Source organism: Pseudomonas sp. BP8 (genome assembly GCF_017875955.1).
Lineage (GTDB): Bacteria > Pseudomonadota > Gammaproteobacteria > Pseudomonadales > Pseudomonadaceae > Aquipseudomonas.
In genome coordinates this window covers 4,854,010-4,877,910 of record NZ_JAGINK010000001.1, presented here as the reverse complement: position 1 = coordinate 4,877,910, position 23,901 = coordinate 4,854,010, and the positions used below count along the sequence as shown (strand labels likewise).

Sequence of the window (23,901 nt, the reverse complement as noted above, 5' to 3'; positions counted from 1 at the left end):
GAATATCCTCTGTCGCTGATCAATCGCCTTGCTTTATTTTAAAAAATACAACTTCGTCGACGCCCCACTCGATGCTAGGATTACTGGCCGTATCGGCCCCCTTGATCTCCATTGGGGGGGGTTGTATTTTTTGAAAATTAAAGGTGCGCTGAGCCTTTCTCTCACTTTCAGAAGGAGTGTAGGGGATGTGAATACTTCGTTTGAACTCAGGGGGAATTTGTTTTATGAAGTTTTGGAACTCGCTCCGGCCAAAAAGTGGGAGCCGAATGATGAGGCTGAGCTCGTTACGCAGGCTTATGTAGTTATCGGCAAAGGTACTAAATCTCGATATGTAACGGTCGGCAAACATCACAACGCGCACGTCGCTTGCGCCTTGGTATTTAGCTAGCTTGTCGCGAATGACGCGAATTTCGTTGGACTTGGACGTTTCAAACTCTTCAAGTGTCGAGCCGCGCTGGTACGACATGCTCAAGGTTTCGATATCGACGTTGAACACCAGTTTATTTTGGTCTGGCAGCGATTTACTTGGGGTAGACGCTCCCGTCACCAAGCCATGCGACTGCATCAATTTGAGCTCCAGACGGCTGATCTGCTTCAGCAGTTCGGCGTTGTGGAGCGTCTGCTTCTCTATGGCGCTGCGCATCTTGTTGCTTTCAAGAAGCACGATATCGCCATTCATGAGCGAGGTGATATGCGAGCTCAAAGCCTTGTCCAAGGCCTTTTCGTGGGCGACCTGCAGCTTCTCCAGCTTTTTCTCGTACTTCGTTTCAATCTCGTTAATTGCCGCTTGCGTTTCCATTTGCTCGCGCAGTGGGGAGCCTTCAACCAGCTCCACCACATCACGTTTGCCAGTTATGTAGGGCTTGAGGTCGCCATAGTAGCGATCCAGAGCCTGCCGGCTGATGCCGGCGAGTTTGGCGAGCTCAACCAGCTTCAGCTTAGTTTTATTGCCCGTCAGGTGGTGGTCAACGATCAGCTGAACGAGCAGGGCCCGCCGATCGGCCACCCCTGGATCACCTGATGCGGCTGGGGTCGCTTCGCTTGACTGGAGCGGTGTGTCCTTGGAGTCAGACATGCGTGACTCCGATCTTCTGCGAGGACGAATGACCGGTCGCTTTCAGGTTGGCCAAGTGCACTTGGATGGAGGCAATCCGGCGCTGGAGTTCGTACTCCACGTGATGCGCGAGCTTGCCATTGCCGGCCTGGAGCACCTGGTTGTAGAAGGTCTCATTGTCGACCAGCGCTTGCTTGGCCGTTTCGAGCACGATGATCTTCTTGCAGTCCAGTTGGCAGTTGCTCGGATCCGGCATGATCAAGTCACCCTCAATCTTGCGTCCGTGCAGGCAGGGCGGCAGGGTTTCACTGGTGAAATGCTCGCCCGTCAGGCAATAAGTCCCAACCGCTGTTCGCCGCACAAACAGTGGCTCGCCGCTGGCCAGGATGTGGGAGATGTAGCTCAGCAGTGACAGCTTGAACTGCTTGCCGGCGAACTCGTCCGGGCGCTTGAAGATCTGGCTGTAGATGCGTTTAGCTGCGTCGCCTGAGTGCGCGCCCAAGCGAATGCCGGCAACGATTTCGTGGAACTCCCGCGTATAGCTCTGCTCGATCGCAATCGCCACCGTGCGCACCATCAAAGGGTTGCGGGCGATGTAGCGCAGGGTCATGGCGTAGCTGTGATGCCCGAACAGTGCGCGGATGATGTCGATGTTGCGTTCGTCCCGGTTGATCAGGATCTCGGCGATGGTCTTGCGGAAGCGGTGGCAGTGCAGGCGCTCAATTGGGAGGGCTTTTTTCAGATGAGCGATGACGAAGCCCACCAGATTTGGCGTAGCGTTTTTGACCACGCGAACTGAGCGCTGTGCTTGGAAAAGCCAGCCTTGCTTTTTAAAAGGCTCGATGCTGCGGACGTCTTCGTATTGCCGGATCATGTCACCCAGAAACTTAGGAATCGGGAGGTGATCTTCCTCCCCATGTTTTGGATTTTTGGCGGTCTTGAAGCGCACGATACGCATCCAATAATCGCCTTTTGCGTCCTGGGTGAGGTCATCAAAGTGCATGATTGCAAGCTCTGATTTCCGAGCGCCTGTGATCAGTGCAGTCAAGATGAAAATGCCGCTACAGATACCGTCCAGCACACGGGTATAGCCGTCGAACCAAGTGTACGAATACTGCTGGATGCCCTCTTTGATGTGATCGCGTATCTGCGGTGTCATCACGTTCTTCTCATCGACTGTGATGGTCATAAGCTCTTCTAACGATGTCTGTCGCGTAGAGCGCGTCAGTACGCGGTCAGAAAGGTAGGCCGCTTTGGTGTCAACCAGGTAGTCCTTGAGCGACTTGAGTTTTGGCAACACGCCTTCGAGCCAGAACATCGCGTGATCCATCAGAAGCTCAAGCTCCTCTTCTGAGTAGCTTACCCAGCCGTCCATAGTGCCCTGGAAGCGGCTTTGGATTACTTCCTTGCGGCGTTCGGTGGTGTCAATTTCCTCTAGCTGGATATCGAGGCGCAATTCTTCTGGTATCAGCTTGTGTTGGGATAGGTTGATCCAGAGTCGTACTGTTGAGAAAAGCGCGAAATAGTGGTGCCTCGATCCGGTATTCTTGGCCGTCTCGAACGCTTTCAGCACCATAGGTGTAGAAACTAGCTGAATGTGCTCGGGACTTGCTGTGATTTTATTCGGCTCGAACAGGTACTGCTCCAGTTTGTTGTAATCGTTACTCCAACTTTTTGTAGTCGTGTAGGAGCGCATGTAGCTGAAGGGGGAAAATTCAGGAATGACATGATAGATCAGTGCCCGCTTGAGAGCATTGGAGCCAGGCAGCTCACGGTCAAAACGGATGTTGTTGGGAAGTGCATGCTTGCCGTGAGGAAGTCGCCAGATAGCGTGGTCATAGTTGGAGTGCTCGGAAACTGGGAAGCTTCCGTTTGCAACCTCCAGCTTTTTCACCAGCGTGATGGACGGCTCTATAACGGCAGCGTCGAGCACCTCGCTTAGCCCTTCAACTTCTTCCAGCTGCGATTCGGCAGAGTCCTCCTCGACCTCTTGAAACAGACGCTCCTCCTCGCTGAGCTCGCTATCTTCTTCTGGTTCGTCTATTGGATTGTCGTCGTTGTCTAGTTTTCGTTGGTGGTTGTTAGACTTCTGATTTTGCTTTTTCTCTTGTTTTTTTGCCTCCACATTACGGGAGGCCTTGGACGATTCAGGTCGATCAGGCGCCGCTTGTGCTTTGTTGGCAGCAGCAGCCTGATGAACATCTTTGGTGTGCTGTAGGTCGAATTGGTCGGTGTTATTAGACATTTTCGGCCTCGCTCTCAAAGATGATTTCCAGCATGTTCAGGTCGCGTGGAAGCAGGGGGGAGTGGTACCGGCGATAGCGTTCAGCGGCCTCAACATCGTCCTCGTCGCCCCATTCGTCAAGGATGTATCGGATGACCTCCCTTTCTTGGGCAAGACGTGAGCGGAAGCCGTCCACAATTTCTTCGTTCAAGAGCTCTGACAGGTGGGCCTCACGTTCCATCAGGTACGGCAGCGAGTCAGCAAACAGACGCAGTTGGCTGCAGAAGATGCATTCATGAATGGCGAAGCACTTCCGGCCCGTGCTGACAATGATTTCAGACCCTGCCCAATCGGGCCTCATCTGGTTGGCGCAGCCCCACAACGGCTGGGTTTTTCCGGGAATGTGAAATATCTTGAGGTTGGCCTTCGCGTCAGTCTGCGCCTGCTTACCCAGCAAGCCTTTAAATTGTCGCGTTCGGAGCAGATTGATAACTTCTTCAAGTTCTGAACGCAGGCGCTTTAGTCGATCCATGTGCGCTGCACTGGAGTTGTCGTAAAAGAGATCAGTTGTCTCCCGGTCGGCATGGCCCAGGGTCTGGGAAAGCAGAGCAACGGGATTGTATTTCTTTTTGTACAGGAGCCACGTTGGCCGGAAGCGACGTGTCAGTTCAGAGGCTAATGTCAGCCTTTTGCCACTGTCGATGACCTTATACTTCTGTAAGAATTGCTGCACGCCGTTACGGAACGACATGCGGTGAGCTGCGGAAGTGTGGCGGCCACCTTTCTCCCATTGCTGCAATGGCCGGATGCACGCAAACATTGGATTCATCCGCTCTACCGTATTCAAAACAGGGATCACATCGAATGGATAGTCTGCAAGCGGTGCAGAGAGATCTTTGGCCATCTCAATCAGGGTGTAAAAGCTCAGGGGGTCGCCTTTGCGTGTTGGCAAGCTGATGCGTTTTGGCGACTCGAATGGTTTATGGATGCCCTGAGCCCGATTTTTTTCCGACCATACAACCTTGATAGCTTCTTCAATAGTGCCCGTAAGAATGTGCTCAAAGTCATTCTGATCAATAGCCAAAGCCGTCTCTTTGTTCCAGCCGCTCTGGAACATCATGAACATCACTATGGCACTCATGTCCATAATGCTTGGGTAGTAGAGGTTGAGCATTTCATCCATGCCCAGTACTGGAGTGGATTTCCCGCTCGTTCGATTTGCAGTAGTGACTCGATGGATGATCATCTTGATCACATCATCACTCTCATACGGAGCGATGATTGTTGTGCTGCCTCGATATTCTTTGTACAGAAGCGCCCGGTCGTACGAGAATGGGAAGCCATGTACTACGAACGTTTTTATTGCTCGTGCGTAATCCAGATCCCAGCGCCCGAAACCACCGGTGTCGAAAGGGTCAACTGTGCCGGAGAGGGTATAGTTACCCTTGTCGCGCTGATAAATATGCTTAAATTTTGTGACGCAATGAACGTCTTCGGCCAAAGCGCGGATTTCCGGGTCATCAGAGCGTAAGAAGCGCGCGGCATACACTGTTCGTCCCCGCTGAAATTTTTTATTTTTTTCAAGGTAATATTGCCATTCGAAAAGCCTTTGCTTCGTAGCAACTGGTTTTATCGTGTCCAAGACCTCAGACGCTGTGTATGGCGAGGCAGTTTCGACTTCCGTCCGAAAGCTGAGTTTGGCATTGAGCGTTAACATGTGTTCTCGGAATGCTTTTTCAAAGCTTTCGAAACCATCAGTAGTCAGAGGAGGGGTGCCTTTACCTCTCTTTACCGGGACAATTGGGAGTAGAAGGCGTGGGATCTTTCCCGTATCTGCAGCCACGGCTTTTCCCGCTGTTTTAAATTTTTCAGCTGTCCTGATCGGGATTTGGTTGTCTTCCAGGTAGTTAATGTAACCCAGGAAAACTTCGCTCGTGATGTCTGAGTATTTTTTGACGTGCAGCGGTGGTGGATTTCGGTCGTTGTGTTTCTTAACGTAATCAAGCATGTGCTCGATAGAAGACCGCAAGAGGTAAGCGTGGGAATATGCCCTGTCTGGAACGTAGTGGATGAAGATGAAGTGCAGCTTCTGGCACAGATCACTCCTTGAGTCGTAATGTGGGCTGAGCATGTACCTGCAAGGAACTGCAAAATCATCTAATGCAATGACGCGCGGAACAGGTTCACCGTCCTCTATGAAGGTTGCCGGCGGTTCGATAGGCTCTAGTTCTGCTTGCTCAACCTCTGAGACGCTCAGGTTAGCTTCGCTTGGGATGCTTAGTTCGTTTTCAAAGGCTGTCATCGGTAATCTCCTTATTCTTGTTATTATTCTTTGTTCTTATTCTTATTGGTCGTGTTGCTTTGTTGGGTGGTGTTGAATTGTTGCCATGCATTTTGAACGGCTGTCTGCAGATCGACTAGGGAGCCATCGTTATTGATCAGAAGATCGTCGAGGGCTCGGGCGATGCCATGCTCGGATGAGTGGGCATTCACCCTCTGGAGGTTAGGGCGGGCGATGTGCCAGATCTGGCCGTTGTGCGCACGAAGAAAGGCAGCTTCGTTTTCGAAGCGGATGTCCTTGAAAATCACCGTCGTGGCGTCCACGGGGATCTTGTTTCTCGGCTTTAGAGGTTCAACAGGACGCTGGGCTCGCCGGGTGTCGTAGTCAGGGTACAGGGCATAAGCGTGGCTTTTGAGCAGGTCGATTGCTTCGCCGGGCGTGAGCCCCCAGGTCGTGTCGAAGGTACTCAGGAGTGCCGGGTTAGTCAGTTGCTCGTGCGTGAAATCGAAAATGGCACGGGCGGCAAGGGTGAACGGGGTGTCCTCTGCCTCTGAACCACTGGCCGTGGCCGCACCGGTCAACGAAGCTGCAGGTGGATTGATTTCGCGTTCTGCTCGGATCAACCAGTGGTCTGGGTTATGATTGCGCATCCATTCGGTACCCACCGTTTGGAAGAACTCTCTAGGCGAGCGGCCCCACAGCTCGATCGTTTGTTCCTTGATGTCGTCGCACCAGGTTTCGTCTTCGGTTAGGCCGAACAGAGCCTGACAGCCGAGCTTCAACGGATCAGCGAGAGCATAGGCGGCTACACCCGGGTAGCTCAGCAGCATCGACGCCACGGTGTCTTTTCCTGACCGCGCCAGGGCAGCTAGGCCGATGATCTTTCTCATTGGTACTCCTTGTTTTCGGCGCCTAGGCCCCGGATTTCATGGCTTGAAGGGCGTTTACGTTTCCAAAAAAGGATTATAACCCTACTGTGTTTACATTTGGTGAAAACCGAAAACAAGATGCCACCTATGCCTACCAGGGCGGCGGTCGTGGCCTGTCGGTGGAGCGGATCGCCATCCTCGAAAGCTTCGTCCAGGGCGAGCTGCGCCCGGACCTGACGCTGATCTTCGACTTGCCGATCGAAGTGGGCCTGGCGCGGGCAGCTGCACGGGGTCGCTTGGACCGTTTCGAGCAAGAGGGTCAGGCGTTTTTCGAGGCGGTGCGCCATGCCTACCTCGAGCGCGCCCAGCAGGCGCCACAGCGCTACAGCATCCTTGATGCAAGCCAGAGCCTGGACGCCGTGCAGCGGGCCATCGATGGCCTGTTGCCCGCTATTGTGGAACGTTGCCGTGGCTGAAGCCTATCCATGGCAGGCAGGCTTATGGCAGCAACTTGCTGGACGTAGCCAGCATGCCCATGCCTATCTGCTGCATGGCCCACAGGGTATTGGCAAGCGGTCCATGGCCGAACGACTGATGGCGCGCCTGCTGTGTCAGCAGGCGCAGGGGCTGGACGCGTGCGGGCAGTGTAAGTCGTGCCTGTTGCTCAAGGCCGGCAGCCATCCGGACAATTACGTGCTGGAGCCGGAAGAGGCCGACAAGCCGATCAAGATCGACCAGGTCCGTGATCTGGTGTCGTTTATCGTGCAGACGGCGCAGTTGGGTGGGCGCAAGGTTATCTTGATCGAGCCGGTGGAGGCGATGAACATCAATGCCTCGAACGCCTTGCTCAAGAGCCTTGAGGAGCCTTCTGGCAATACCGTGCTGTTGTTGGTCAGTCATCAGCCCAGTCGCCTGCTGCCGACCATCAAGAGCCGCTGCCAGCAAGTCACTTGCCCGCAGCCGAGCCTGGCCCAGAGCCAGGCCTGGCTGGCCACAGCTTTGCCCGACACTAGCCAGGACGAGCGTGATGAGCTGCTGACCCTGGCCGCCGGCTCGCCGTTGATGGCGGTCAGCTTGCAGGCCCAGGGCGTTCGCGAGCAGCGCGCGCTGGTCAGCGATGGGGTGAAGAAACTGCTCAAGCAGCAGCAGTCGCCCACTCAGCTGGCTGAGTCGTGGAACAGCGTGCCGCTGCTGCTGCTGTTCGACTGGTTCTTCGATTGGTCGCAGTTGATCCTGCGTTATCAGTTGACCCAGGACGAGGAGGGGTTAGGCTTGGCAGATATGCGCAAGGTCGTCCAGTACCTGGCGCAGAAGAGCCGCCAGGGCAAGGTTCTGGAGGTTCAGGCGTGGATCCTCGAACAGCGTCAGAAGGTGCTGGGCAAGGCCAACCTCAATCGTGTGCTGCTGCTGGAAGCCTTGCTCGCCCACTGGGTGCAGCTGCCGGGCTCGCGGTAATTTTTCCTTCGTTTCTTTTTTATGTGTCGTGCGCCCATGCTCGTAGATTCCCATTGTCATCTTGATCGTCTTGACCTCACTGCCCATCAGGGCTCGCTCGATGCTGCCCTGCAGGCCGCCCGTGGCCGCGGCGTGGGGCATTTCTTGTGCATCGGCGTGAGTGCCGATAACGCCGGCGCGGTGAAGGCGCTGAGCGAGCAGTACGCTGACGTGGATTGTTCGGTGGGTATCCATCCACTCGACCTGGCACCGGGCGAGACGCCTGCATTGGAGTGGTTGCTGCACGAGCTGAACCATCCGCATGTGGTTGCGATTGGCGAGACTGGGCTGGATTATCACTACGAGCCTGAGGCGGCTGAGCTGCAGCAGGCATCTTTTCGCCTGCATCTTGAGGCGTCGCGGCAGACCGGCAAGCCTGTGATCGTGCATACCCGTGCGGCGCGGGCGGACACCCTGGCCTTGCTCAGGGAGGTGAGCCTGCCGCAGGCGGGGGTGCTGCATTGCTTTACCGAAGACTGGGATATGGCCAAGGCTGCGCTTGACCTGGGGTACTACATTTCGTTGTCCGGCATTGTCACCTTCCGCAATGCTGATGCGTTGCGTGAGGTGGCTCGGCAGGTGCCGAGCGATCGCTTGCTGGTGGAGACGGATTCGCCCTACCTGGCGCCGATTCCGCACCGGGGCAAGCCGAACCTGCCGGAGTATGTGCGGGATGTGGCGGAGTACATTGCTTCGGTTCGGGGGGTGGGGTATGAGCAACTGGCTGAGCAGACCACGGCGAACTTCAAGCGCTTGTTTCCGTTGGCTCGGGTGATGTGATTTAAAGGTTTACGTGGGCTGGGGCTTTTAGGTTGGGGGCTTATCCATTTGATTTGGTGGCTTTTCTGGCCCCTTCCGGCCTTACGGCGGGTCACTTTTTTTCTTGGAAAAAAGTAACCAAAAACCGCTTGCTCCATCATACGGCCCTTCGCTGCGCTACGGGTCCCCTCGCTCCGGTCTTGCTCCGGGAGGACCGCGCTGTACGGCCCATCCTGGGCCTCAGCGCTTTCCGGCCATCCATGGCCTCCACCTCCCTACGCAAGACCTCCACTCGGCCTCCTGAAGTCGCTGGTAGATCAAGAGCAAGAGCAAGATCAACAGCCAAGGCAACGGCAGGCGAATCGCTGCGCTCTCGCTTTGTTTATTTACCAGCGGATTTGTGGGGTCGCTGGCAGGGCTGCGCCCTGCGATTTGCATTGGCAGTACCGGCCTCTTCGCGGGGCAAGCCCGCTCCTACAGGTATTGCGCAAATTCAAAATCTGCGCCAACCCTGTAGGAGCGGGCTTGCCCCGCGAAGAGGTCCGAATATCCACCACCCATGCCACTATCGAAGACAACGCCAGCCCAGACGCCGCTCGTAACTTCGCGACTTCAGGAGGCCGAGTGGAGGTCTTGCGCAGGGAGGTGGAGGCCATGGATGGCCGGAAAGCGCTGAGGCCCAGGATGGGCCGTACAGCGCGGTCCTCCCGGAGCAAGACCGGAGCGAGGGGACCCGCAGCGCAGCGGAGGGCCGGATGCAGGAGCAAGCGGTTTTTGGTTACTTTTTTCCAAGAAAAAAAGTGACCCGCCGTAAGGGCGGAAGGGGCCATCAGCTACACCACATCAAATGGATAAGCCCACAATCCCCAAGCCAAGCCAAGCCAAGCCAAGCCAAGCCAAACCCCACCCAAAAAAAACCCGGGTTCTGGGGGGGGAATCCGGGTTAAGACCATTAGGAGTAAACAAAGGCACTCGCTCCCTGGGCACCTTTATCGGTACAGCACTTGGGGGGAAGTGCCGCATCAACACTTCAAGTATTGGCCAGCTTTGGCACAGTGCCAGCGACAGTTGGTCGTTTTTTAAACAGATTTGGAATACGTGCACGATCCATAGCGCACTCATTGCATGGAAAGCTGCCTATCAACCTCCCGCTTTCCCCAATCACCACCCATATCACACCCTCCGACGCCTGCCGGAACTCATCATGAAACATAGACATGGTTGGATGATCCGTGCAATTTGCTGCAAGTTAGGCATAATAAACCGCTTCGATTGTCATCCAGTCCTTCCCATGCAGAAAGAACCTCGTAAGGTCCGTGAGTTTCGCCGCCGCGAACAAGAGATCCTTGATACCGCCCTCAGGCTGTTCCTCGAACAAGGTGAAGACAGCGTCACCGTCGAGATGATCGCCGACGCCGTGGGTATCGGCAAAGGCACGATCTACAAGCACTTCAAGTCCAAGGCAGAGATCTACCTGCGCTTGATGCTCGATTACGAGCGCGACCTGAACGCCTTGTTGCACTCGGCCGATGTCGACCGCGACAAGGAAGCCCTGTCGCGCGCCTATTTCGAGTTCCGCATGCGCGACCCGCAACGCTACCGACTGTTCGACCGCCTTGAAGAAAAGGTGGTCAAGGGCAATCAGGTACCGGAGATGGTCGAGGAGCTGCACAGCATCCGCGCCTCCAACTTCGACCGCCTGACCCAGCTGATCAAGGGCCGCATCAGCGAAGGCAAGCTTGAAGACGTACCGCCGTACTTCCATTACTGCGCCGCCTGGGCCTTGGTTCATGGCGCCGTGGCCTTGTACCACTCGCCGTTCTGGAGCAACGTGCTCGAGGATCAGGAAGGCTTCTTCCAGTTCCTCATGGACATCGGCGTGCGCATGGGCAACAAGCGCAAGCGCGATCCAGAACCCGCGAACTGAAACACTTCGCCGGGTTCTTCCGGCAGTGTCCGACAGTGAGGCTTGCAAAAACCTGATTTATGAGTCAGGTTTTGCACGCCCCATTCTTCCATGTCGGAGTCACCATGATCGTCGATCACCAAGGCAGGCGCTTTCGCAACCTGCGGGTCAGCCTCACGGCTGCCTGCAACTACGCCTGTACCTATTGCGTGCCCGACGGCAAGCGTTTGGTGGCGGCGCAGGATGAACTTCCAGGGGACGTGCTGGCCAAGGGCGTGGCCTACCTGATTGAAGCCGCCGGTATCGAGCGTCTGCGTATCACCGGCGGCGAGCCCTTGATCAGCCCGAGGCTGGAAGGCTTTCTCGCGGCAATTGCCGGCCTTGACCTCAAAGAGGTCAGCCTGACCACCAACGGCCAGTTGCTGTCGCGCAAGCTGCCCCTGTTGCTCGGTGCCGGCATCCGCCGTTTGAACGTTTCGCTCGATACCCTTGATGCGGGTGGGTTTCGACGTATTGCCCGCGGTGGAGATCTGGCCACGGTGCTGCAGGGCATGCAGCAGGCCAGCGCGGCGGGCATGAGCATCAAGGTCAATATGGTGCCGATGCGCGGGCAGAACCTCGACCAGGTACTGCCCTTGCTTGATTACTGCCTCGAGCACGGCTATGAGCTGAGGTTCATCGAGTTGATGCGGATGGGGCATCTGGCCCGCGACAGCAACGCCTTCCTGCAGCAACTGGTCAGCCTTGAGCAACTGCTTGCGCTCATTGGCCAGGCCTACAGCTACCAGCAGGCCAGCGCGCCCATGGATGCCACTGCCCTGCGCTACCAGATCCCAGGCAAAGGATATTTTGGCGTGATTGCCAACGAGAGCGTACCGTTCTGTCGCGCCTGTTCGCGGCTGCGTCTGTCCTCCACCGGTTGGTTGCATGGCTGCCTGTCGTCAGGTAACCGTCACTACGTCGGCGATCTGCTGGGTAAACCTCGCCACGAAGCACTACCGAGCTTGCAGCGGTTGCTGGTCAAGGCATTGGCCGACAAGCAGGATATGGCATTTTCTGGCGGGGTGATGGTGATGAAGGTGATCGGCGGCTGACTCTGGCGCAAAAGCTGCATCTGGCGGCTATTCGCCGGTTTTTCGTCACCGGCTACTGGAGGAAAGATGCGTAGCCTGGTCTTGCTGCTGGCGCTGATGGTGCTGGGCGGCTGCATGAATGTCAGCGATATGGGCGAGGGCGTTCGCTATCACATGAGCGATGCCGGTTTGCTGGATCACAGCGATACCCAGCGCAACCTGTCCGTTCGCCTGCAGCCGGATTCATTCATCTATATTGGCCAGGGTGCGTTCGTGCCGCCCGGCAAAGGCCCGCTGCCGCAGCAGAACGTCGTCGCTGAAGAAGCTTTCAAGGGCTTTATCGAATACTTCCCGCTGGTGCGCCGCGCCCAGGCCCCGCTCGGTCTCGAAGAGGCGATTGGTGAGGCCCGCTCGGTAGGCGCGCACTATGTGCTGTACACCCGCTTCGCCCGCACCGACGACCGCATTGGCAACGGTGATGAGTGGTATGACGAACAGGCTGTCGATCGCCTGGGCTGGGATACCGGGGTGGTGCAGATGATGTTGATCGAGACCAGCACGCGCTACCTGATCGACACTGCCCGGATCAAGAGCCGTGGCGGTTTGTTGACGTTCCACGACAATGCGCCGCAGGATTTGCTCGCTGCCCCTATGCGCGAGTACGCTCGTAGCCTATTGGGCATGAGCCGCTAAGAGGAGAGGGTGATGACAGAGTCCGCGAAGGCCAACGACCTGCTGGCGCAGATCCCCAAGGCCAAGGGCCCGGCGCCGGTGCATCTGTGGAATCCGGACTTTTGCGGCGACATCGACATGCGTATCGCCCGGGATGGCACCTGGTTCTACCAAGGTACGCCGATCGGGCGCAAAGCGATGGTGCGGCTGTTCTCGAACATCATTCGCCGTGACGGTGATGATTATTTCCTGGTGACCCCGGTAGAGAAGGTCGGCATTCGGGTTGACGATGCGCCTTTTGTTGCGCTGTCGCTGGAGGTCGAGGGCAGTGGCGAGCATCAGCTGCTGCGCTTTACCAGCAATGTCGAGGATCAGGTCGAGGCGGGTACCGAGCATCCATTGCGGGTTGAGATTGACCCTGTGAGCCAGGAGCCTTCACCCTACATCCTCATGCGCAGCAACCTCGAAGCGCTGATTCACCGCAATGTGTTCTACCAGCTGGTCGAACTGGCAGTGCCGCGTGAGATCGAGGGGCGCGAGTGGCTAGGCGTCTGGAGCAATGGCCAGTTCTTCCCGATTGGCCGCGTCGACTGACCGGGCCGCTTAACTCATCCTGGCGAAGGCCAAGAATGAAAAAACCTCCAGTGCTTGCGCAACTGGAGGTTTTTTAGTGTTTGGCTCCACGACCTGGACTCGAACCAGGGACCCAATGATTAACAGTCATTTGCTCTACCAACTGAGCTATCGCGGAATCTGCACGTATCTTACTGATAACAAAGGGGAAGTCAAGACTCCCCGTGCTACCGCGTGGCTTACAGAACCTCGACGATTGCCTTGGTTACCACGTGGATATTGTTCTGGTTCAGCGCCGCCACACAGATGCGGCCGGTATCCAGCGCATAGATGCCAAACTGGTCTTTCAGGCGAGCGACCTGCTCGGCAGTCAAGCCCGAGTAAGAGAACATGCCACGCTGACGGCCAACGAAGCTGAAGTCGGTTTGCGCGCCGTATTGGCCCAGCAATTCGACCATCTGCTTGCGCATACCGTGGATGCGGTTGCGCATTTCACCCAGCTCGGCTTCCCACATCTGACGCAGCTCAGGGCTGTTCAGCACGGTGGCGACGATGGTCGCGCCGTGGGTCGGCGGGTTGGAGTAGGTGGTGCGGATGACCCGCTTGACCTGCGACAGCACGCGGGTGCTTTCATCCTTCGAGGCGGTCACGATCGACAGCGCGCCAACGCGCTCGCCATACAGCGAGAACGACTTGGAGAACGAGCTGGACACGAAGAAGTCCAGGCCCGACTCGGCGAACAGACGCACGGCAAAGGCGTCTTCGTCGATGCCATCGCCAAAACCTTGGTAGGCCATGTCGAGGAACGGTACGTGGCCCTTGGCCTTGACTACTTCAAGGACGTTTTTCCAGTCGTCCAGGCTGAGGTCGACACCGGTCGGGTTATGGCAGCAAGCGTGCAGGACGATGATCGAGCCGGATGGCAGGTTGTTCAGGTCTTCAAGCATGCCGGCGCGGTTGACGTCGTGGCTGGGTGCATCGTAGTAGCGGTAGTTCTGCACCGGGAAACCGGCGGTTTCGAACAGGGCGCGGTGGTTTTCCCAGCTCGGGTCGCTGATCGCAACCACGGCGTCTGGCGACAGGCGCTTGAGGAAGTCTGCGCCGATTTTCAGGGCACCGGTGCCGCCCACGGCTTGCACGGTGACCACGCGGCCAGCGGCCAGCAGCGGCGACTCGGCGCCGAACAGCAGCTTCTGTACGGCCTGGTCGTAGGTGGCGATGCCATCGATCGGCAGGTAGCCACGGGAAGCATGCTGGGCGGCACGCTGGGTTTCGGCTTCGATCACCGCGCGCAGCAGCGGAATACGGCCTTCCTCATTGCTGTAGACGCCTACGCCCAGGTTGACCTTGTCGGTACGGGGATCGGTGTTGAAAGCTTCGTTGAGGCCCAGGATAGGGTCGCGGGGTGCCAGCTCGACAGCGGAAAACAGGCTCATTGTTACCTTGGCTCTGAATGGTGTGTGATAGGACGAGCACCCTTCAGCCGAAATGCACTGAAGCGGTGCACAAACGGGGAGTCAGTATAGTGATACCCATCCGTCACTGCGACACTCTGGCGCAGCTTTTCTGGCGTTTTAGCGGAAATATTTTGGACCATTGGTCGAATTGCCGGGTCCACTGACACATACGCTCATTCACCTGTCCTGAAAGGGCGGCAGATCGCGCCCGTTTCGGTATAGACTACTGGCTATATTTACAGTTGCTCGAGGTCAGCCATGTCCGAGTTCCAGCTCGTCACTCGTTTCCAGCCGGCAGGCGATCAGCCCGAGGCGATTCGCCAGATGGTCGAGGGCATCCAGGCCGGGCTCTCGCACCAGACCCTGCTCGGTGTGACGGGTTCGGGCAAGACCTTCAGCGTTGCCAACGTCATCCAGCAGGTGCAGCGCCCGACCCTGGTGCTGGCACCGAACAAGACCCTCGCTGCGCAGCTTTACGGCGAGTTCAAGGCGTTTTTCCCGAACAACGCGGTCGAGTATTTTGTTTCCTACTACGACTACTACCAGCCTGAAGCCTATGTGCCGTCATCGGACACCTTCATCGAGAAGGATGCCTCGATCAACGACCACATCGAGCAGATGCGCCTGTCGGCGACCAAGGCGCTGCTTGAGCGGCGTGATGCCATCATCGTCACCACGGTGTCCTGCATCTATGGCTTGGGTAGCCCCGAGACCTACCTGAAAATGGTCTTGCACATCGATCGCGGCGACAAGCTCGATCAGCGTGCGTTGTTGCGTCGCCTGGCCGATCTGCAATACACCCGCAACGAGATGGACTTCGCCCGGGCAACCTTCCGTGTTCGTGGTGATGTGATCGACGTGTTTCCGGCTGAATCGGACCTCGAGGCGATTCGTATCGAGCTGTTCGATGACGAGGTGGAGAACATTGCCGCCTTCGATCCGCTGACCGGCGAAGTGATTCGCAAGCTGCCGCGTTTCACCTTTTATCCCAAAAGCCACTACGTCACCCCACGCGAGACCCTGCTTGGTGCGGTCGAGGGGATCAAGGAGGAGCTCAAGGAGCGGCTTGAATTTCTGCACAGGACCAACAAGCTGGTCGAGGCCCAGCGGCTCGAGCAGCGCACGCGTTTTGACCTGGAGATGATCCTCGAACTGGGCTACTGCAACGGCATCGAGAACTACTCGCGCTACCTCTCCGGGCGTCCGTCCGGCGCGCCACCGCCCACGCTCTACGACTACCTGCCGGATGACGCCTTGCTGATCATCGATGAGTCGCACGTCAGCGTTCCGCAGGTCGGCGCCATGTACAAGGGTGACCGTTCGCGCAAGGAAACCCTGGTGGAGTACGGCTTCCGCCTGCCCTCGGCGCTGGACAACCGGCCCATGCGTTTCGATGAGTGGGAATCGGTCAGCCCGCAGACCATCTTTGTTTCGGCTACCCCGGGTCCGTATGAGGCGGAGCATGCCGGACGGGTGGTCGAGCAGGTCGTGCGGCCGACCGGCCTGGTCGATCCCCAGGTGGAGATACGCCCCGCATTGACCCAGGTCGACGACCTGCTGTCGGAGATCGGCAAACGGGTGGCCGTTGGCGAACGGGTCCTGGCCACGACGCTGACCAAGCGCATGGCCGAGGACCTCAGCGATTACCTGGCCGATCACGATGTGCGTGTGCGTTACCTGCACTCGGACATCGACACCGTCGAGCGGGTCGAGATCATTCGCGATTTGCGTCTGGGTACGTTCGACGTGCTGGTCGGGATCAACCTGCTGCGAGAGGGCCTGGACATGCCGGAAGTGTCCCTGGTGGCGATTCTCGATGCTGACAAGGAGGGCTTCCTGCGCTCCGAACGCTCATTGATCCAGACCATCGGTCGTGCCGCGCGAAACCTCAACGGCAAGGCGATCCTCTATGCCGACAACATGACTGGCTCCATGCAGCGGGCAATTGACGAGACCGAGCGACGACGGGCCAAGCAGGTGGCTTTCAACGAAGCCAATGGCATCGTGCCCAAGGGCGTCGTCAAGGACATCACCGATATCATGGAAGGCGCCAACATCCCCGGCGGGCGCAGCAAGAAGCGCAAGGGCATGGCCAAGGCTGCGGAGGAGAGCGCCCGTTACGAAGCGGAGCTGCGCACCCCAGGCGAGATCACCAAGCGCATCAAGCAGCTCGAAGAGAAGATGTTCCAGTTGGCGCGGGATCTGGAGTTCGAGGCCGCCGCGCAATTGCGCGACGAAATCACCCAGCTGCGCGAGCGGTTGATCGCCAGCTGACACCGCTCAGGGTACCTCTGAGCGGTATGCGGATCTTGTAGTGGGTCGGGTAGGTAGGTGCGGGCGAGGCAGTTCTCGCCCGCCAAAGCAGTACCTGCCGGTTTGACCACAGGCGATGATCGCTCCATTGCTGGAGCCGAGTGCCCGCTCCCTGCTAACATCCCGCCTTTGTTTCATCTTTCGTCCGAGACTCCCCATGACCACCGTTCGCACGCGTATCGCGCCATCGCCGACTGGCGACCCCCATGTCGGCACCGCCTACATCGCCCTGTTCAACTACTGCTTTGCCAAGCAGCACGGCGGCGAGTTCATCCTGCGGATCGAAGACACCGACCAGTTGCGTTCGACCCGTGAGTCGGAACAGCAGATCTTCGACGCCCTGCGCTGGCTCGGTATCGAGTGGAATGAAGGTCCGGACGTCGGTGGTCCGCACGGCCCATACCGGCAGAGCGAGCGTGGCGAGATCTACGCCAAGTACGCCAAGGAGCTGGTGGATGCCGGTCACGCGTTCTATTGCTTCTGCACCGCCGAAGAGCTCGACCAGATGCGCGCCGAGCAGATGGCCCGCGGCGAGACCCCGCGCTATGACGGTCGCGCGCTGAACCTGAGCGCTGAAGAAGTCCAGCGCCGCCTGGCCGCTGGCGAGCAGCACGTGATCCGCATGAAGGTGCCGAGCGAAGGTATCTGCGTGGTGCCGGACATGCTCCGTGGCGATGTGGAAATCCCGTGGGACCGCATGGACATGCAGGTTCTGATGAAAAACGACGGCCTGCCGACGTACTTCCTGGCCAACGTCGTCGACGACCACCTGATGGGCATCACCCACGTCCTGCGTGGCGAAGAGTGGCTGCCGTCGGCGCCCAAGCTGATCAAACTGTACGAATACTTCGGTTGGGAGCAGCCCAAGCTGTGCTACATGCCGCTGCTGCGTAACCCGGACAAGAGCAAGCTGTCCAAGCGCAAGAACCCGACCTCGGTGACCTTCTACGAGCGTATGGGCTTCATGCCTGAGGCGATGCTCAACTACCTCGGCCGCATGGGCTGGTCGATGCCGGACGAGCGTGAGAAATTCTCCCTGGCGGAAATGGTCGAGCACTTCGACCTGTCGCGCATCTCTCTTGGTGGTCCGATCTTCGACATCGAGAAGCTGTCCTGGCTCAACGGCCAGTGGCTGCGTGAGTTGCCGGTGGAAGAGTTCGCTGCGCGCGTGCAGAAATGGGCATTCAACAGCGACTACATGATGAAGATCGCCCCGCACGTGCAGGGTCGGGTCGAAACCTTCAGCCAGATTGCCCCGCTGGGTGGCTTCTTCTTCGAAGGCGGGCTTAAGCTCGACGCCAAGCTGTTCGAGCACAAGAAGCTCTCCGCCGACCAGGTGCGTCAGGTCATCCAGTTGATCCTGTGGAAGCTCGAAAGCCTGCGTCAGTGGGAAAAAGAGCGTATCACCGGCTGTATTCAAGCGGTGGTTGAAGCGCTGGAGCTCAAGCTGCGCGACGCCATGCCGCTGATGTTCGCGGCCATTTCCGGCCAGGCCAGTTCGGTCTCGGTGCTCGACGCCATGGAAATCCTTGGCCCGGACCTGACCCGTTACCGTCTGCGTCAGGCCCTGGACCTGCTCGGTGGCGTGTCGAAGAAAGAAAACAAAGAGTGGGAAAAGCTGCTGGCAAACATCGCCTGATAGCCCGCTCTCACTCCTGCAGGGTTCGCGTGGGCCACAGTCTCTATGACCCACGCGAACCTTGTAGGGGCGGGCTTGCCCCGCGAAGAGGCCAGCGCTACCGCAACCAACACAGTTGTTCTCATCGTTAAAAAGCCTGTTTTGATAGGGCAGGGCGGTAAGTGATTGTTATCTGTGAAAAAACTTTTGAATATTTTCAAGAATTCGTTTGACAGCTCTGCAATCCGATCTTAATATGCGCCCCGTCCACAGCGATGAACGTTAAGAAGCGCCAGGCACCCAGCCGGTGATTCAAGTTCAGAGCGACATTGTGGGGCTATAGCTCAGCTGGGAGAGCGCCTGCATGGCATGCAGGAGGTCAGCGGTTCGATCCCGCTTAGCTCCACCAAATTCCGATTCCACGTCAGCCAAGGCGACGGGGAATGAAGTCCGGGTTCAGCACCGGGTTTCACGGTAGAAGGTTCGTCCCCTTCGTCTAGTGGCCTAGGACACCGCCCTTTCACGGCGGTAACAGGGGTTCGAGTCCCCTAGGGGACGCCAGTTTTACACAAGCGATGTTTCACGATGTCGCTGGGCCGCGAGGCTAGAAATCTGGGGCTATAGCTCAGCTGGGAGAGCGCCTGCATGGCATGCAGGAGGTCAGCGGTTCGATCCCGCTTAGCTCCACCAAATTGCGCCGGGTCTGTGAAAGCGGATCTGCACGAAGGTTACGTCCCCTTCGTCTAGTGGCCTAGGACACCGCCCTTTCACGGCGGTAACAGGGGTTCGAGTCCCCTAGGGGACGCCATGTTTTACCCGCGTTTTGCGGGGCTTTAAAGGCTCATTCGCATATTGGATGGGCCTTTTGTTTTCGGGGCTATAGCTCAGCTGGGAGAGCGCCTGCATGGCATGCAGGAGGTCAGCGGTTCGATCCCGCTTAGCTCCACCAATTTGCCAGGATTCGTGAAAACGGATCTGTACGAAGGTTACATGTCCCCTTCGTCTAGTGGCCTAGGACACCGCCCTTTCACGGCGGTAACAGGGGTTCGAGTCCCCTAGGGGACGCCATTTTTTTCTCGCGTTTTGCGGGGCTTATAAGGCTCATTCGATTATTGAATGGGCCTTTTGTTTGTCTGCGATTTACCTTTTTCTCCGTCTGCCGACCAAGGGTCGCAGAGAGCGCTTGCCAAAAAATATTATGCGTATCATATTCTGATCATAATATTTCTGAGGTGGGCCATGAGCGAAAAGAAGAGCAAGACCCGCGAACGCATTCTCGAATCGGCGCGCAGTGCCTTGATCCAGCACGGCCCGGCCGAACCAAGCGTGAGCCAGGTCATGGGTGCGGCTGGGTTGACCGTGGGCGGCTTCTACGCCCATTTCGACAGCAAGGACGCGCTCATGCTCGAGGCCTTCAACCAACTGCTCGGTGAGCGGCGTGGGCTGCTCGCGCAGGTGGATCCGGCGCTGGACGGCGAAGGTCGTCGCGCCCTGGCCGCCGCCTTCTACCTGTCGCGCAAGCACCGTGACGCACAGGTGCAGGCCTGCCCGTTGCCCGCCTCCCTTAGCGAAATGCAGCGCCTGCCGGCAGTGTTTCGCGAGGTCCTGGCTGAGCATATCGAGCTGATGGCCGCGCAGATGGTCGACTGCCCTGAAGACGTCGACAAGGCCTTTGCCGATCTTGCCCTGATGATCGGCGGCCTGGCCCTGGCCCGGGCCTTGGGCGGTACTGAGTTGTCGGACCGTATTTTGCGCGCCGCCAAGTCGGCAGTCATTTGAGCAACCTCACCCCTGGAGCATGGCGATGACCACCCTGAGCTGGATTCGCGGCGTCAACGGTACCCTGGGCCGATTGGCCCCTGAGCATGTCGCCGGCAAGATGCGCCGGGCCTTCATGACCCCGCGCAACCTGCCTCCCAAACCCTGGGAGCTGCCGTTGCTGGCCCGCGCCGAGCGCATCACCTTGCGCTTCGGCTTGTCGGCGCTGCGCTGGGGCAAGGGCCCGACAATATTGCTGATGCACGGCTGGGAAGGGCGGGCGACCCAGTTTGCCGCCCTGATCGAGACGCTGGTCGATAGCGGTCATAGTGTTGTGTCGCTCGAAGGTCCGGCCCATGGTCGTTCGCCTGGACAACAGGCACACGTGGTGCTGTTTGCTCGTGCGCTGCTTGAAGCAGCTGCCGAACTGCCACCGCTGCGCGCAGTGATCGGTCACTCCATGGGCGGCGCCAGTGTCCTGCTGGCCTTGCAGTGGGGCCTGCGTACCGAGGCGGCGGTCAGTATTGCCGCACCGGCGCAGTTGCTCGGTGTGTTGCGTGGCTTTGCCCGGCACCTGGGCCTACCGCCGCGTGCGCGTGCGGCGTTCATTCGCCAGGTCGAGCGCGATGTCGGCCTGCAAGTGGCCCGTCTGGATGTCAGTGGCTATCAGCTGGAGCTGCCGGGGCTGGTGGTGCATGCCGCCGATGACGCGCTGGTGCCGGTCGGTGAGGCGCAAGCCATTCACAAGGCCTGGTTCGACAGTCGCTTGATGGTGCTGGAGGAGGGTGGTCATCAGCGGGTGCTGGCCGACCCCCGTTTGAGCGAAGCCGTACTTGAGCTGTTGGCGCGCGCGCAGGCACCTGCCCGGCAAAGCGCCTGAGCATCCGTTACACTCTGCCCGTTCACTGACATTGGGAGCGCGCATGAGCTGGGATCTGGCATCGCCATTCATCATCGACCTTAGCGTCGGCCGGGAAGACATTGACGGCCTCGGCCACGCCAACAACGCCGTCTACGTCACTTGGCTGGAGCGCTGCGCCTGGCGCCATTCGCAGCGTCTTGGCCTTGACCTGGCCGAGTACCGGCGGCTGGACCGGGCCATGGCGGTGGTACGTCACGAGATCGATTACCTTGCCGCTGGCTATGAAGAGGACGAGCTGCAACTGGCCACCTGGATCGTCGACTGGGACCAGCGCCTGCGCATGACCCGCCGCTTCCAGTTAAAGCGCCCGCGCGACGGCGCGACCTTGCTGCGTGCGCAGACCACCTTTGTCTGCATCGAGCTTTCCAGCGGCAAGCCCAAGCGCATGCCGACTGAATTTGTCGAAGGTTACGGTCAGGCCTTGCTGTCCAGCTGAAGGGGGCGCGTACTCAGATCCTGGCTGCTTTTGCTCAGGGTTGTATCTTCGAAGTCGGTAACGCTGGGGCCGCTGCGCGCCCCTTTCGCGACACAAGGCCGCTCCCACAAAGATCGTGTACGCCGCAATTTACACGGCAAGCGCGGACATCGTGGGAGCGGCCTTGTGTCGCGAAAGGGTCGCGCAGCGGCCCCGGCATCACCGACTTCGAAGATGGGGATGCCGCCGTTACATCAAGCGTTTGAAGCGCCATCTCCAACATCATCATCTAGTGATCTTGTGCCTTTAGCTTCATCGGGGCTATCCAGTTCTGGCTCAGGCTCTGGTCGCAGTGAGCGGGGTTGTTCCTGCTCAAGCACGAAGTACAGTATTTCGTAGTTGCTTGGTTTGATCTGTTTCATTCAAAGTTTCTCGCGTGTACATCCCGAAGCGCTGACAGAAGCGAGGATGTGTGGTCGAGCGGCTCCGAGTACCTGCATTCACACGTAGTTGGAGACCGGGGGTGGCAAACGACCCACGGGAAAGAAATTGCTGTTTCATCAGATGCTCCTGGTTTGAGCTTTTTGGCAGTAAGCAAAAGCCTATCTTCAAAGTTCAGAGTTCTTGGCAAAAGCGTTCCGACCGATGCGTAGCCGCTTTCCTCAATGCGTGTCAGGCAAATCTCGGACGAATGCTCGACCCTGGGCTCAACGGCTCTGGTAGCATTCGCTTTTTTTCAGCGCGGTCTTTCTCCATGCAAATTGCCCTGGCCCCCATGGAGGGGCTGGTCGACAACATCCTGCGCGACGTCCTTACCCGGGTCGGCGGTATCGACTGGTGCGTCACCGAGTTCATCCGCGTATGTGACCGGCTGCTGCCGCCGTCCCAGTTCGACAAGCTGGCCCCCGAGCTGCGCCTGGGCGCACGCACGGCGGCTGGGGTGCCGATGCGCCTGCAACTGCTCGGCTCCGATCCGGTCTGTCTGGCCGAGAACGCCGCGCTGGCCTGCGAGCTGGGCGCGCCGGTGATCGATCTGAACTTCGGCTGCCCAGCCAAGACGGTCAACAAGTCGCGCGGTGGGGCGGTGCTGCTCAAGGAGCCGGAGCTGCTGCATGCGATCGTGCGCGAAGTGCGTCGGGCGGTGCCGGCACACATTCCGGTGACCGCCAAGATGCGCCTGGGCTTCGACAGCCCGGATGGCGCGCTGGAGTGTGGTACGGCGTTGGCTGAAGGCGGCGCTGCGCATCTGGTGGTGCACGCGCGGACCAAGGTCGAGGGCTACAAGCCGCCGGCGCATTGGGAGTGGGTGGCGCGGGTGCAGGATGTGGTCAAGGTGCCGGTGTTCGCCAATGGCGAGATCTGGACCGTGGATGACTGGCGGCGCTGCCGTGAGGTCAGTGGTGCCGAGGACATCATGCTGGGTCGCGGACTGGTTTCGCGGCCGGACCTGGCATTGCAGATTGCTGCGGCGCGGGAAGGCCGAGACTATCAGCCTATGGCCTGGCAGGCGCTGTTGCCGCTGCTGCGCGAGTTCTGGCGCCAGGCGCAGGCCAAGCTGTCGCCGCGCTATGCACCGGGGCGGATGAAGCAGTGGGTGGCGATGTTGACCCGCAGCTATCCGGAGGCGGTGGTGCTGTTTGCCGAGCTGCGGCGGGTGGATGATTGTCAGCGGATCAGTGAGCTGCTGGGGGTGGTCGCGGCGCGTTGCGAGGCAGTGGCCTGAGGTTTTTCGGCTGTCAGTGATGGCCTCTTCGCGGGGCAAGCCCGCTCCTACAGGTTCGGCGGCGCTGCCTCTCCTGTAGGAGCGGGCTTGCCCCGCGAAGAGGCCGCCACTGACATCGCCCGCAAAAAATTTTGCAATCAGCGCTTGAAACTCGTTGGCCAAGCCATATCTCTTGAGTACGCGATGCCGAAGTCGGGTCGCGTAATGACTTACTTGCTGAAACTCAGGAGTTTATGACCATGACCACCGCTTTCTCTCTCGCTCCACTGTTCCGCCATTCCGTTGGCTTCGACCGTTTCAATGATCTGTTCGAGTCTGCGGCGCGTAATGAGGCGGGTAGCAGTTACCCTCCCTACAACGTCGAAAAACATGGCGAAGACCATTATCGTATCGTGGTGGCCGCAGCCGGCTTCCAGGAAGAAGACCTCGATCTGCAGGTTGAAAAAGGAGTCCTGACTGTTAGTGGTGGCAAGCGTGATGCTGCCAACGCGACGGTGACCTACCTGCACCAGGGCATTGCCCAGCGGGCCTTCAAGTTGTCGTTCCGTCTGGCCGACCACATTGAAGTGAAGTCTGCTGGCTTGGCTAACGGTCTGCTCAGCGTTGATTTGCTGCGCGTCGTGCCGGAAGAGGCCAAGGCCAAGCGTATCCCGATCAACGGTGACAAGCCTGCGCTGAACTGAGTTTGGCGGGATGAAAAAAGGGGTGCCTACGGGTGCCCCTTTTTTACGGATTGCCGGGGCGCCACCCCATCAAATGGATAAGCCCACAATTCCTAAGCCAGCCAAGC

Annotated in this window: 19 protein-coding genes, 7 tRNA genes and 1 pseudogene; 20 read left to right on the top strand and 7 right to left on the bottom strand. The window is 58.5% G+C overall.

All coding sequences use genetic code 11. From position 1 onward, the window contains the following. Nucleotides 1–19: 19 nt before the first annotated feature. Genes J3B00_RS21390 through J3B00_RS21375 form a run of 4 tightly spaced genes read right to left on the bottom strand, consistent with a single transcriptional unit; the run spans nt 20 to nt 6,449 of the window. A complete protein-coding gene (locus J3B00_RS21390; protein WP_209871545.1) occupies nt 20–1,075 on the bottom strand; it encodes a hypothetical protein in 1,056 nt (351 codons plus the stop codon). Next, nucleotides 1,068–3,299 carry a tyrosine-type recombinase/integrase gene (locus tag J3B00_RS21385; protein WP_209871541.1) on the bottom strand — a complete coding sequence of 744 codons (2,232 nt, stop codon included), beginning with the start codon at nt 3,297–3,299 and terminating at the stop codon, nt 1,068–1,070. The genes J3B00_RS21390 and J3B00_RS21385 overlap by 8 nt, the downstream gene beginning before the upstream one ends. Next, entirely contained in the window at nt 3,292–5,580 is a 2,289-nt protein-coding gene (locus J3B00_RS21380; protein ID WP_209871538.1) for a hypothetical protein, read from the bottom strand. The genes J3B00_RS21385 and J3B00_RS21380 overlap by 8 nt, the downstream gene beginning before the upstream one ends. 23 nt (nt 5,581–5,603) lie before the next feature. Beyond that, the gene (locus J3B00_RS21375) at nt 5,604–6,449 is read right to left on the bottom strand and encodes a deoxynucleotide monophosphate kinase (RefSeq protein WP_245362600.1); all 846 of its coding nucleotides are present in this window, start codon (nt 6,447–6,449) and stop codon (nt 5,604–5,606) included. Nucleotides 6,450–6,565: 116 nt separating this feature from the next. Between J3B00_RS21375 and J3B00_RS21370 the strand changes: the two are divergent. From J3B00_RS21370 to J3B00_RS21340, 7 genes and pseudogenes are all read left to right on the top strand, one after another. Continuing rightward, nucleotides 6,566–6,904, top strand: a pseudogene (locus J3B00_RS21370) (dTMP kinase); the annotation flags it as partial. Then, complete coding sequence (locus tag J3B00_RS21365) at nt 6,897–7,883, top strand: DNA polymerase III subunit delta' (protein ID WP_209871535.1); 987 nt, start codon at nt 6,897–6,899, stop codon at nt 7,881–7,883. The pseudogene J3B00_RS21370 and the gene J3B00_RS21365, both read left to right, overlap by 8 nt. Nucleotides 7,884–7,919: 36 nt before the next feature. Continuing rightward, the gene (locus tag J3B00_RS21360) at nt 7,920–8,702 is read left to right on the top strand and encodes a TatD family hydrolase (RefSeq protein ID WP_209871532.1); all 783 of its coding nucleotides are present in this window, start codon (nt 7,920–7,922) and stop codon (nt 8,700–8,702) included. Nucleotides 8,703–9,972: 1,270 nt separating this feature from the next. Next, nucleotides 9,973–10,608, top strand: coding sequence for a TetR/AcrR family transcriptional regulator (locus J3B00_RS21355; protein WP_209871529.1), 636 nt, complete (start codon nt 9,973–9,975; stop codon nt 10,606–10,608). Between the two features lie 104 nt (nt 10,609–10,712). Beyond that, on the top strand, nt 10,713–11,681 hold the full coding sequence (locus J3B00_RS21350; RefSeq protein WP_209871524.1) for a radical SAM protein: 969 nt from the start codon (nt 10,713–10,715) through the stop codon (nt 11,679–11,681). Between the two features lie 66 nt (nt 11,682–11,747). Continuing rightward, a complete protein-coding gene (locus J3B00_RS21345) occupies nt 11,748–12,353 on the top strand; it encodes a DUF4823 domain-containing protein (RefSeq protein ID WP_209871521.1) in 606 nt (201 codons plus the stop codon). Between the two features lie 12 nt (nt 12,354–12,365). Further along, nucleotides 12,366–12,926 (top strand): DUF1285 domain-containing protein, encoded by a 561-nt coding sequence (locus J3B00_RS21340; protein ID WP_209871518.1) that lies wholly within the window; start codon nt 12,366–12,368, stop codon nt 12,924–12,926. An 81-nt stretch (nt 12,927–13,007) separates the two neighbouring features. On the opposite strand, the gene J3B00_RS21335 is transcribed toward J3B00_RS21340, so the two are convergent. Both J3B00_RS21335 and J3B00_RS21330 read right to left on the bottom strand, forming a co-directional pair. Continuing rightward, nucleotides 13,008–13,083: transfer RNA gene (locus J3B00_RS21335), tRNA-Asn, on the bottom strand. A 61-nt stretch (nt 13,084–13,144) separates the two neighbouring features. Next, the gene (locus J3B00_RS21330) at nt 13,145–14,341 is read right to left on the bottom strand and encodes an amino acid aminotransferase (protein WP_209871515.1); all 1,197 of its coding nucleotides are present in this window, start codon (nt 14,339–14,341) and stop codon (nt 13,145–13,147) included. A 279-nt stretch (nt 14,342–14,620) separates the two neighbouring features. Here J3B00_RS21330 and uvrB point away from each other — a divergent pair, with 279 nt between their 5' ends. The 11 genes from uvrB (at nt 14,621) to J3B00_RS21275 (ending at nt 21,409) form a co-directional block, all read left to right on the top strand. Beyond that, nucleotides 14,621–16,636, top strand: a complete 2,016-nt coding sequence (gene uvrB / locus J3B00_RS21325) for an excinuclease ABC subunit UvrB (RefSeq protein ID WP_209871511.1) — start codon at nt 14,621–14,623, stop codon at nt 16,634–16,636. Between the two features lie 196 nt (nt 16,637–16,832). After that, complete coding sequence (gene gltX, locus J3B00_RS21320; protein ID WP_209871508.1) at nt 16,833–18,314, top strand: glutamate--tRNA ligase; 1,482 nt, start codon at nt 16,833–16,835, stop codon at nt 18,312–18,314. Nucleotides 18,315–18,626: 312 nt separating this feature from the next. Further along, nucleotides 18,627–18,702 (top strand) — tRNA-Ala (locus J3B00_RS21315). A 76-nt stretch (nt 18,703–18,778) separates the two neighbouring features. Further along, nucleotides 18,779–18,854, top strand: a tRNA-Glu gene (locus tag J3B00_RS21310). Between the two features lie 53 nt (nt 18,855–18,907). Next, nucleotides 18,908–18,983 (top strand) — tRNA-Ala (locus J3B00_RS21305). Nucleotides 18,984–19,025: 42 nt separating this feature from the next. Next, a tRNA-Glu gene (locus tag J3B00_RS21300) sits at nt 19,026–19,101 on the top strand. A gap of 65 nt (nt 19,102–19,166) precedes the next feature. After that, a tRNA-Ala gene (locus tag J3B00_RS21295) sits at nt 19,167–19,242 on the top strand. A 43-nt stretch (nt 19,243–19,285) separates the two neighbouring features. Next, nucleotides 19,286–19,361, top strand: a tRNA-Glu gene (locus J3B00_RS21290). A 171-nt stretch (nt 19,362–19,532) separates the two neighbouring features. Then, the gene (locus J3B00_RS21285) at nt 19,533–20,072 is read left to right on the top strand and encodes a TetR/AcrR family transcriptional regulator (RefSeq protein WP_209871505.1); all 540 of its coding nucleotides are present in this window, start codon (nt 19,533–19,535) and stop codon (nt 20,070–20,072) included. A 25-nt stretch (nt 20,073–20,097) separates the two neighbouring features. Continuing rightward, nucleotides 20,098–20,931, top strand: a complete 834-nt coding sequence (locus J3B00_RS21280; RefSeq protein ID WP_209871502.1) for an alpha/beta fold hydrolase — start codon at nt 20,098–20,100, stop codon at nt 20,929–20,931. Between the two features lie 43 nt (nt 20,932–20,974). Then, nucleotides 20,975–21,409: a thioesterase family protein gene (locus J3B00_RS21275; RefSeq protein WP_209871499.1), complete on the top strand. Its 435-nt coding sequence runs from the start codon at nt 20,975–20,977 to the stop codon at nt 21,407–21,409. Nucleotides 21,410–21,642: 233 nt separating this feature from the next. Here the strand turns inward: J3B00_RS21275 and J3B00_RS21270 are convergent, their stop codons facing one another. Continuing rightward, complete coding sequence (locus J3B00_RS21270) at nt 21,643–21,810, bottom strand: hypothetical protein (protein ID WP_209871496.1); 168 nt, start codon at nt 21,808–21,810, stop codon at nt 21,643–21,645. A 332-nt stretch (nt 21,811–22,142) separates the two neighbouring features. Here J3B00_RS21270 and J3B00_RS21265 point away from each other — a divergent pair, with 332 nt between their 5' ends. Both J3B00_RS21265 and J3B00_RS21260 read left to right on the top strand, forming a co-directional pair. Beyond that, complete coding sequence (locus tag J3B00_RS21265; protein ID WP_209871492.1) at nt 22,143–23,111, top strand: tRNA-dihydrouridine synthase; 969 nt, start codon at nt 22,143–22,145, stop codon at nt 23,109–23,111. A gap of 239 nt (nt 23,112–23,350) precedes the next feature. Further along, nucleotides 23,351–23,794, top strand: a complete 444-nt coding sequence (locus tag J3B00_RS21260; protein WP_209871489.1) for an Hsp20 family protein — start codon at nt 23,351–23,353, stop codon at nt 23,792–23,794. The last annotated feature ends 107 nt before the right edge of the window (nt 23,795–23,901 follow it).

Bases quoted from the DNA above. Each gene is read 5' to 3' on its own strand.
- J3B00_RS21390 (WP_209871545.1), bottom strand. From the start codon at position 1,075: ATGTCTGACTCCAAGGACACACCGCTCCAGTCAAGCGAAGCGACCCCA.
- J3B00_RS21385 (WP_209871541.1), bottom strand. From the start codon at position 3,299: ATGTCTAATAACACCGACCAATTCGACCTACAGCACACCAAAGATGTT.
- J3B00_RS21380 (WP_209871538.1), bottom strand. From the start codon at position 5,580: ATGACAGCCTTTGAAAACGAACTAAGCATCCCAAGCGAAGCTAACCTG.
- J3B00_RS21375 (WP_245362600.1), bottom strand. From the start codon at position 6,449: ATGAGAAAGATCATCGGCCTAGCTGCCCTGGCGCGGTCAGGAAAAGAC.
- J3B00_RS21360 (WP_209871532.1), top strand. From the start codon at position 7,920: ATGCTCGTAGATTCCCATTGTCATCTTGATCGTCTTGACCTCACTGCC.
- J3B00_RS21355 (WP_209871529.1), top strand. From the start codon at position 9,973: ATGCAGAAAGAACCTCGTAAGGTCCGTGAGTTTCGCCGCCGCGAACAA.
- J3B00_RS21350 (WP_209871524.1), top strand. From the start codon at position 10,713: ATGATCGTCGATCACCAAGGCAGGCGCTTTCGCAACCTGCGGGTCAGC.
- J3B00_RS21345 (WP_209871521.1), top strand. From the start codon at position 11,748: ATGCGTAGCCTGGTCTTGCTGCTGGCGCTGATGGTGCTGGGCGGCTGC.
- J3B00_RS21340 (WP_209871518.1), top strand. From the start codon at position 12,366: ATGACAGAGTCCGCGAAGGCCAACGACCTGCTGGCGCAGATCCCCAAG.
- J3B00_RS21330 (WP_209871515.1), bottom strand. From the start codon at position 14,341: ATGAGCCTGTTTTCCGCTGTCGAGCTGGCACCCCGCGACCCTATCCTG.
- uvrB (WP_209871511.1), top strand. From the start codon at position 14,621: ATGTCCGAGTTCCAGCTCGTCACTCGTTTCCAGCCGGCAGGCGATCAG.
- gltX (WP_209871508.1), top strand. From the start codon at position 16,833: ATGACCACCGTTCGCACGCGTATCGCGCCATCGCCGACTGGCGACCCC.
- J3B00_RS21285 (WP_209871505.1), top strand. From the start codon at position 19,533: ATGAGCGAAAAGAAGAGCAAGACCCGCGAACGCATTCTCGAATCGGCG.
- J3B00_RS21280 (WP_209871502.1), top strand. From the start codon at position 20,098: ATGACCACCCTGAGCTGGATTCGCGGCGTCAACGGTACCCTGGGCCGA.
- J3B00_RS21275 (WP_209871499.1), top strand. From the start codon at position 20,975: ATGAGCTGGGATCTGGCATCGCCATTCATCATCGACCTTAGCGTCGGC.
- J3B00_RS21270 (WP_209871496.1), bottom strand. From the start codon at position 21,810: ATGAAACAGATCAAACCAAGCAACTACGAAATACTGTACTTCGTGCTT.
- J3B00_RS21265 (WP_209871492.1), top strand. From the start codon at position 22,143: ATGCAAATTGCCCTGGCCCCCATGGAGGGGCTGGTCGACAACATCCTG.
- J3B00_RS21260 (WP_209871489.1), top strand. From the start codon at position 23,351: ATGACCACCGCTTTCTCTCTCGCTCCACTGTTCCGCCATTCCGTTGGC.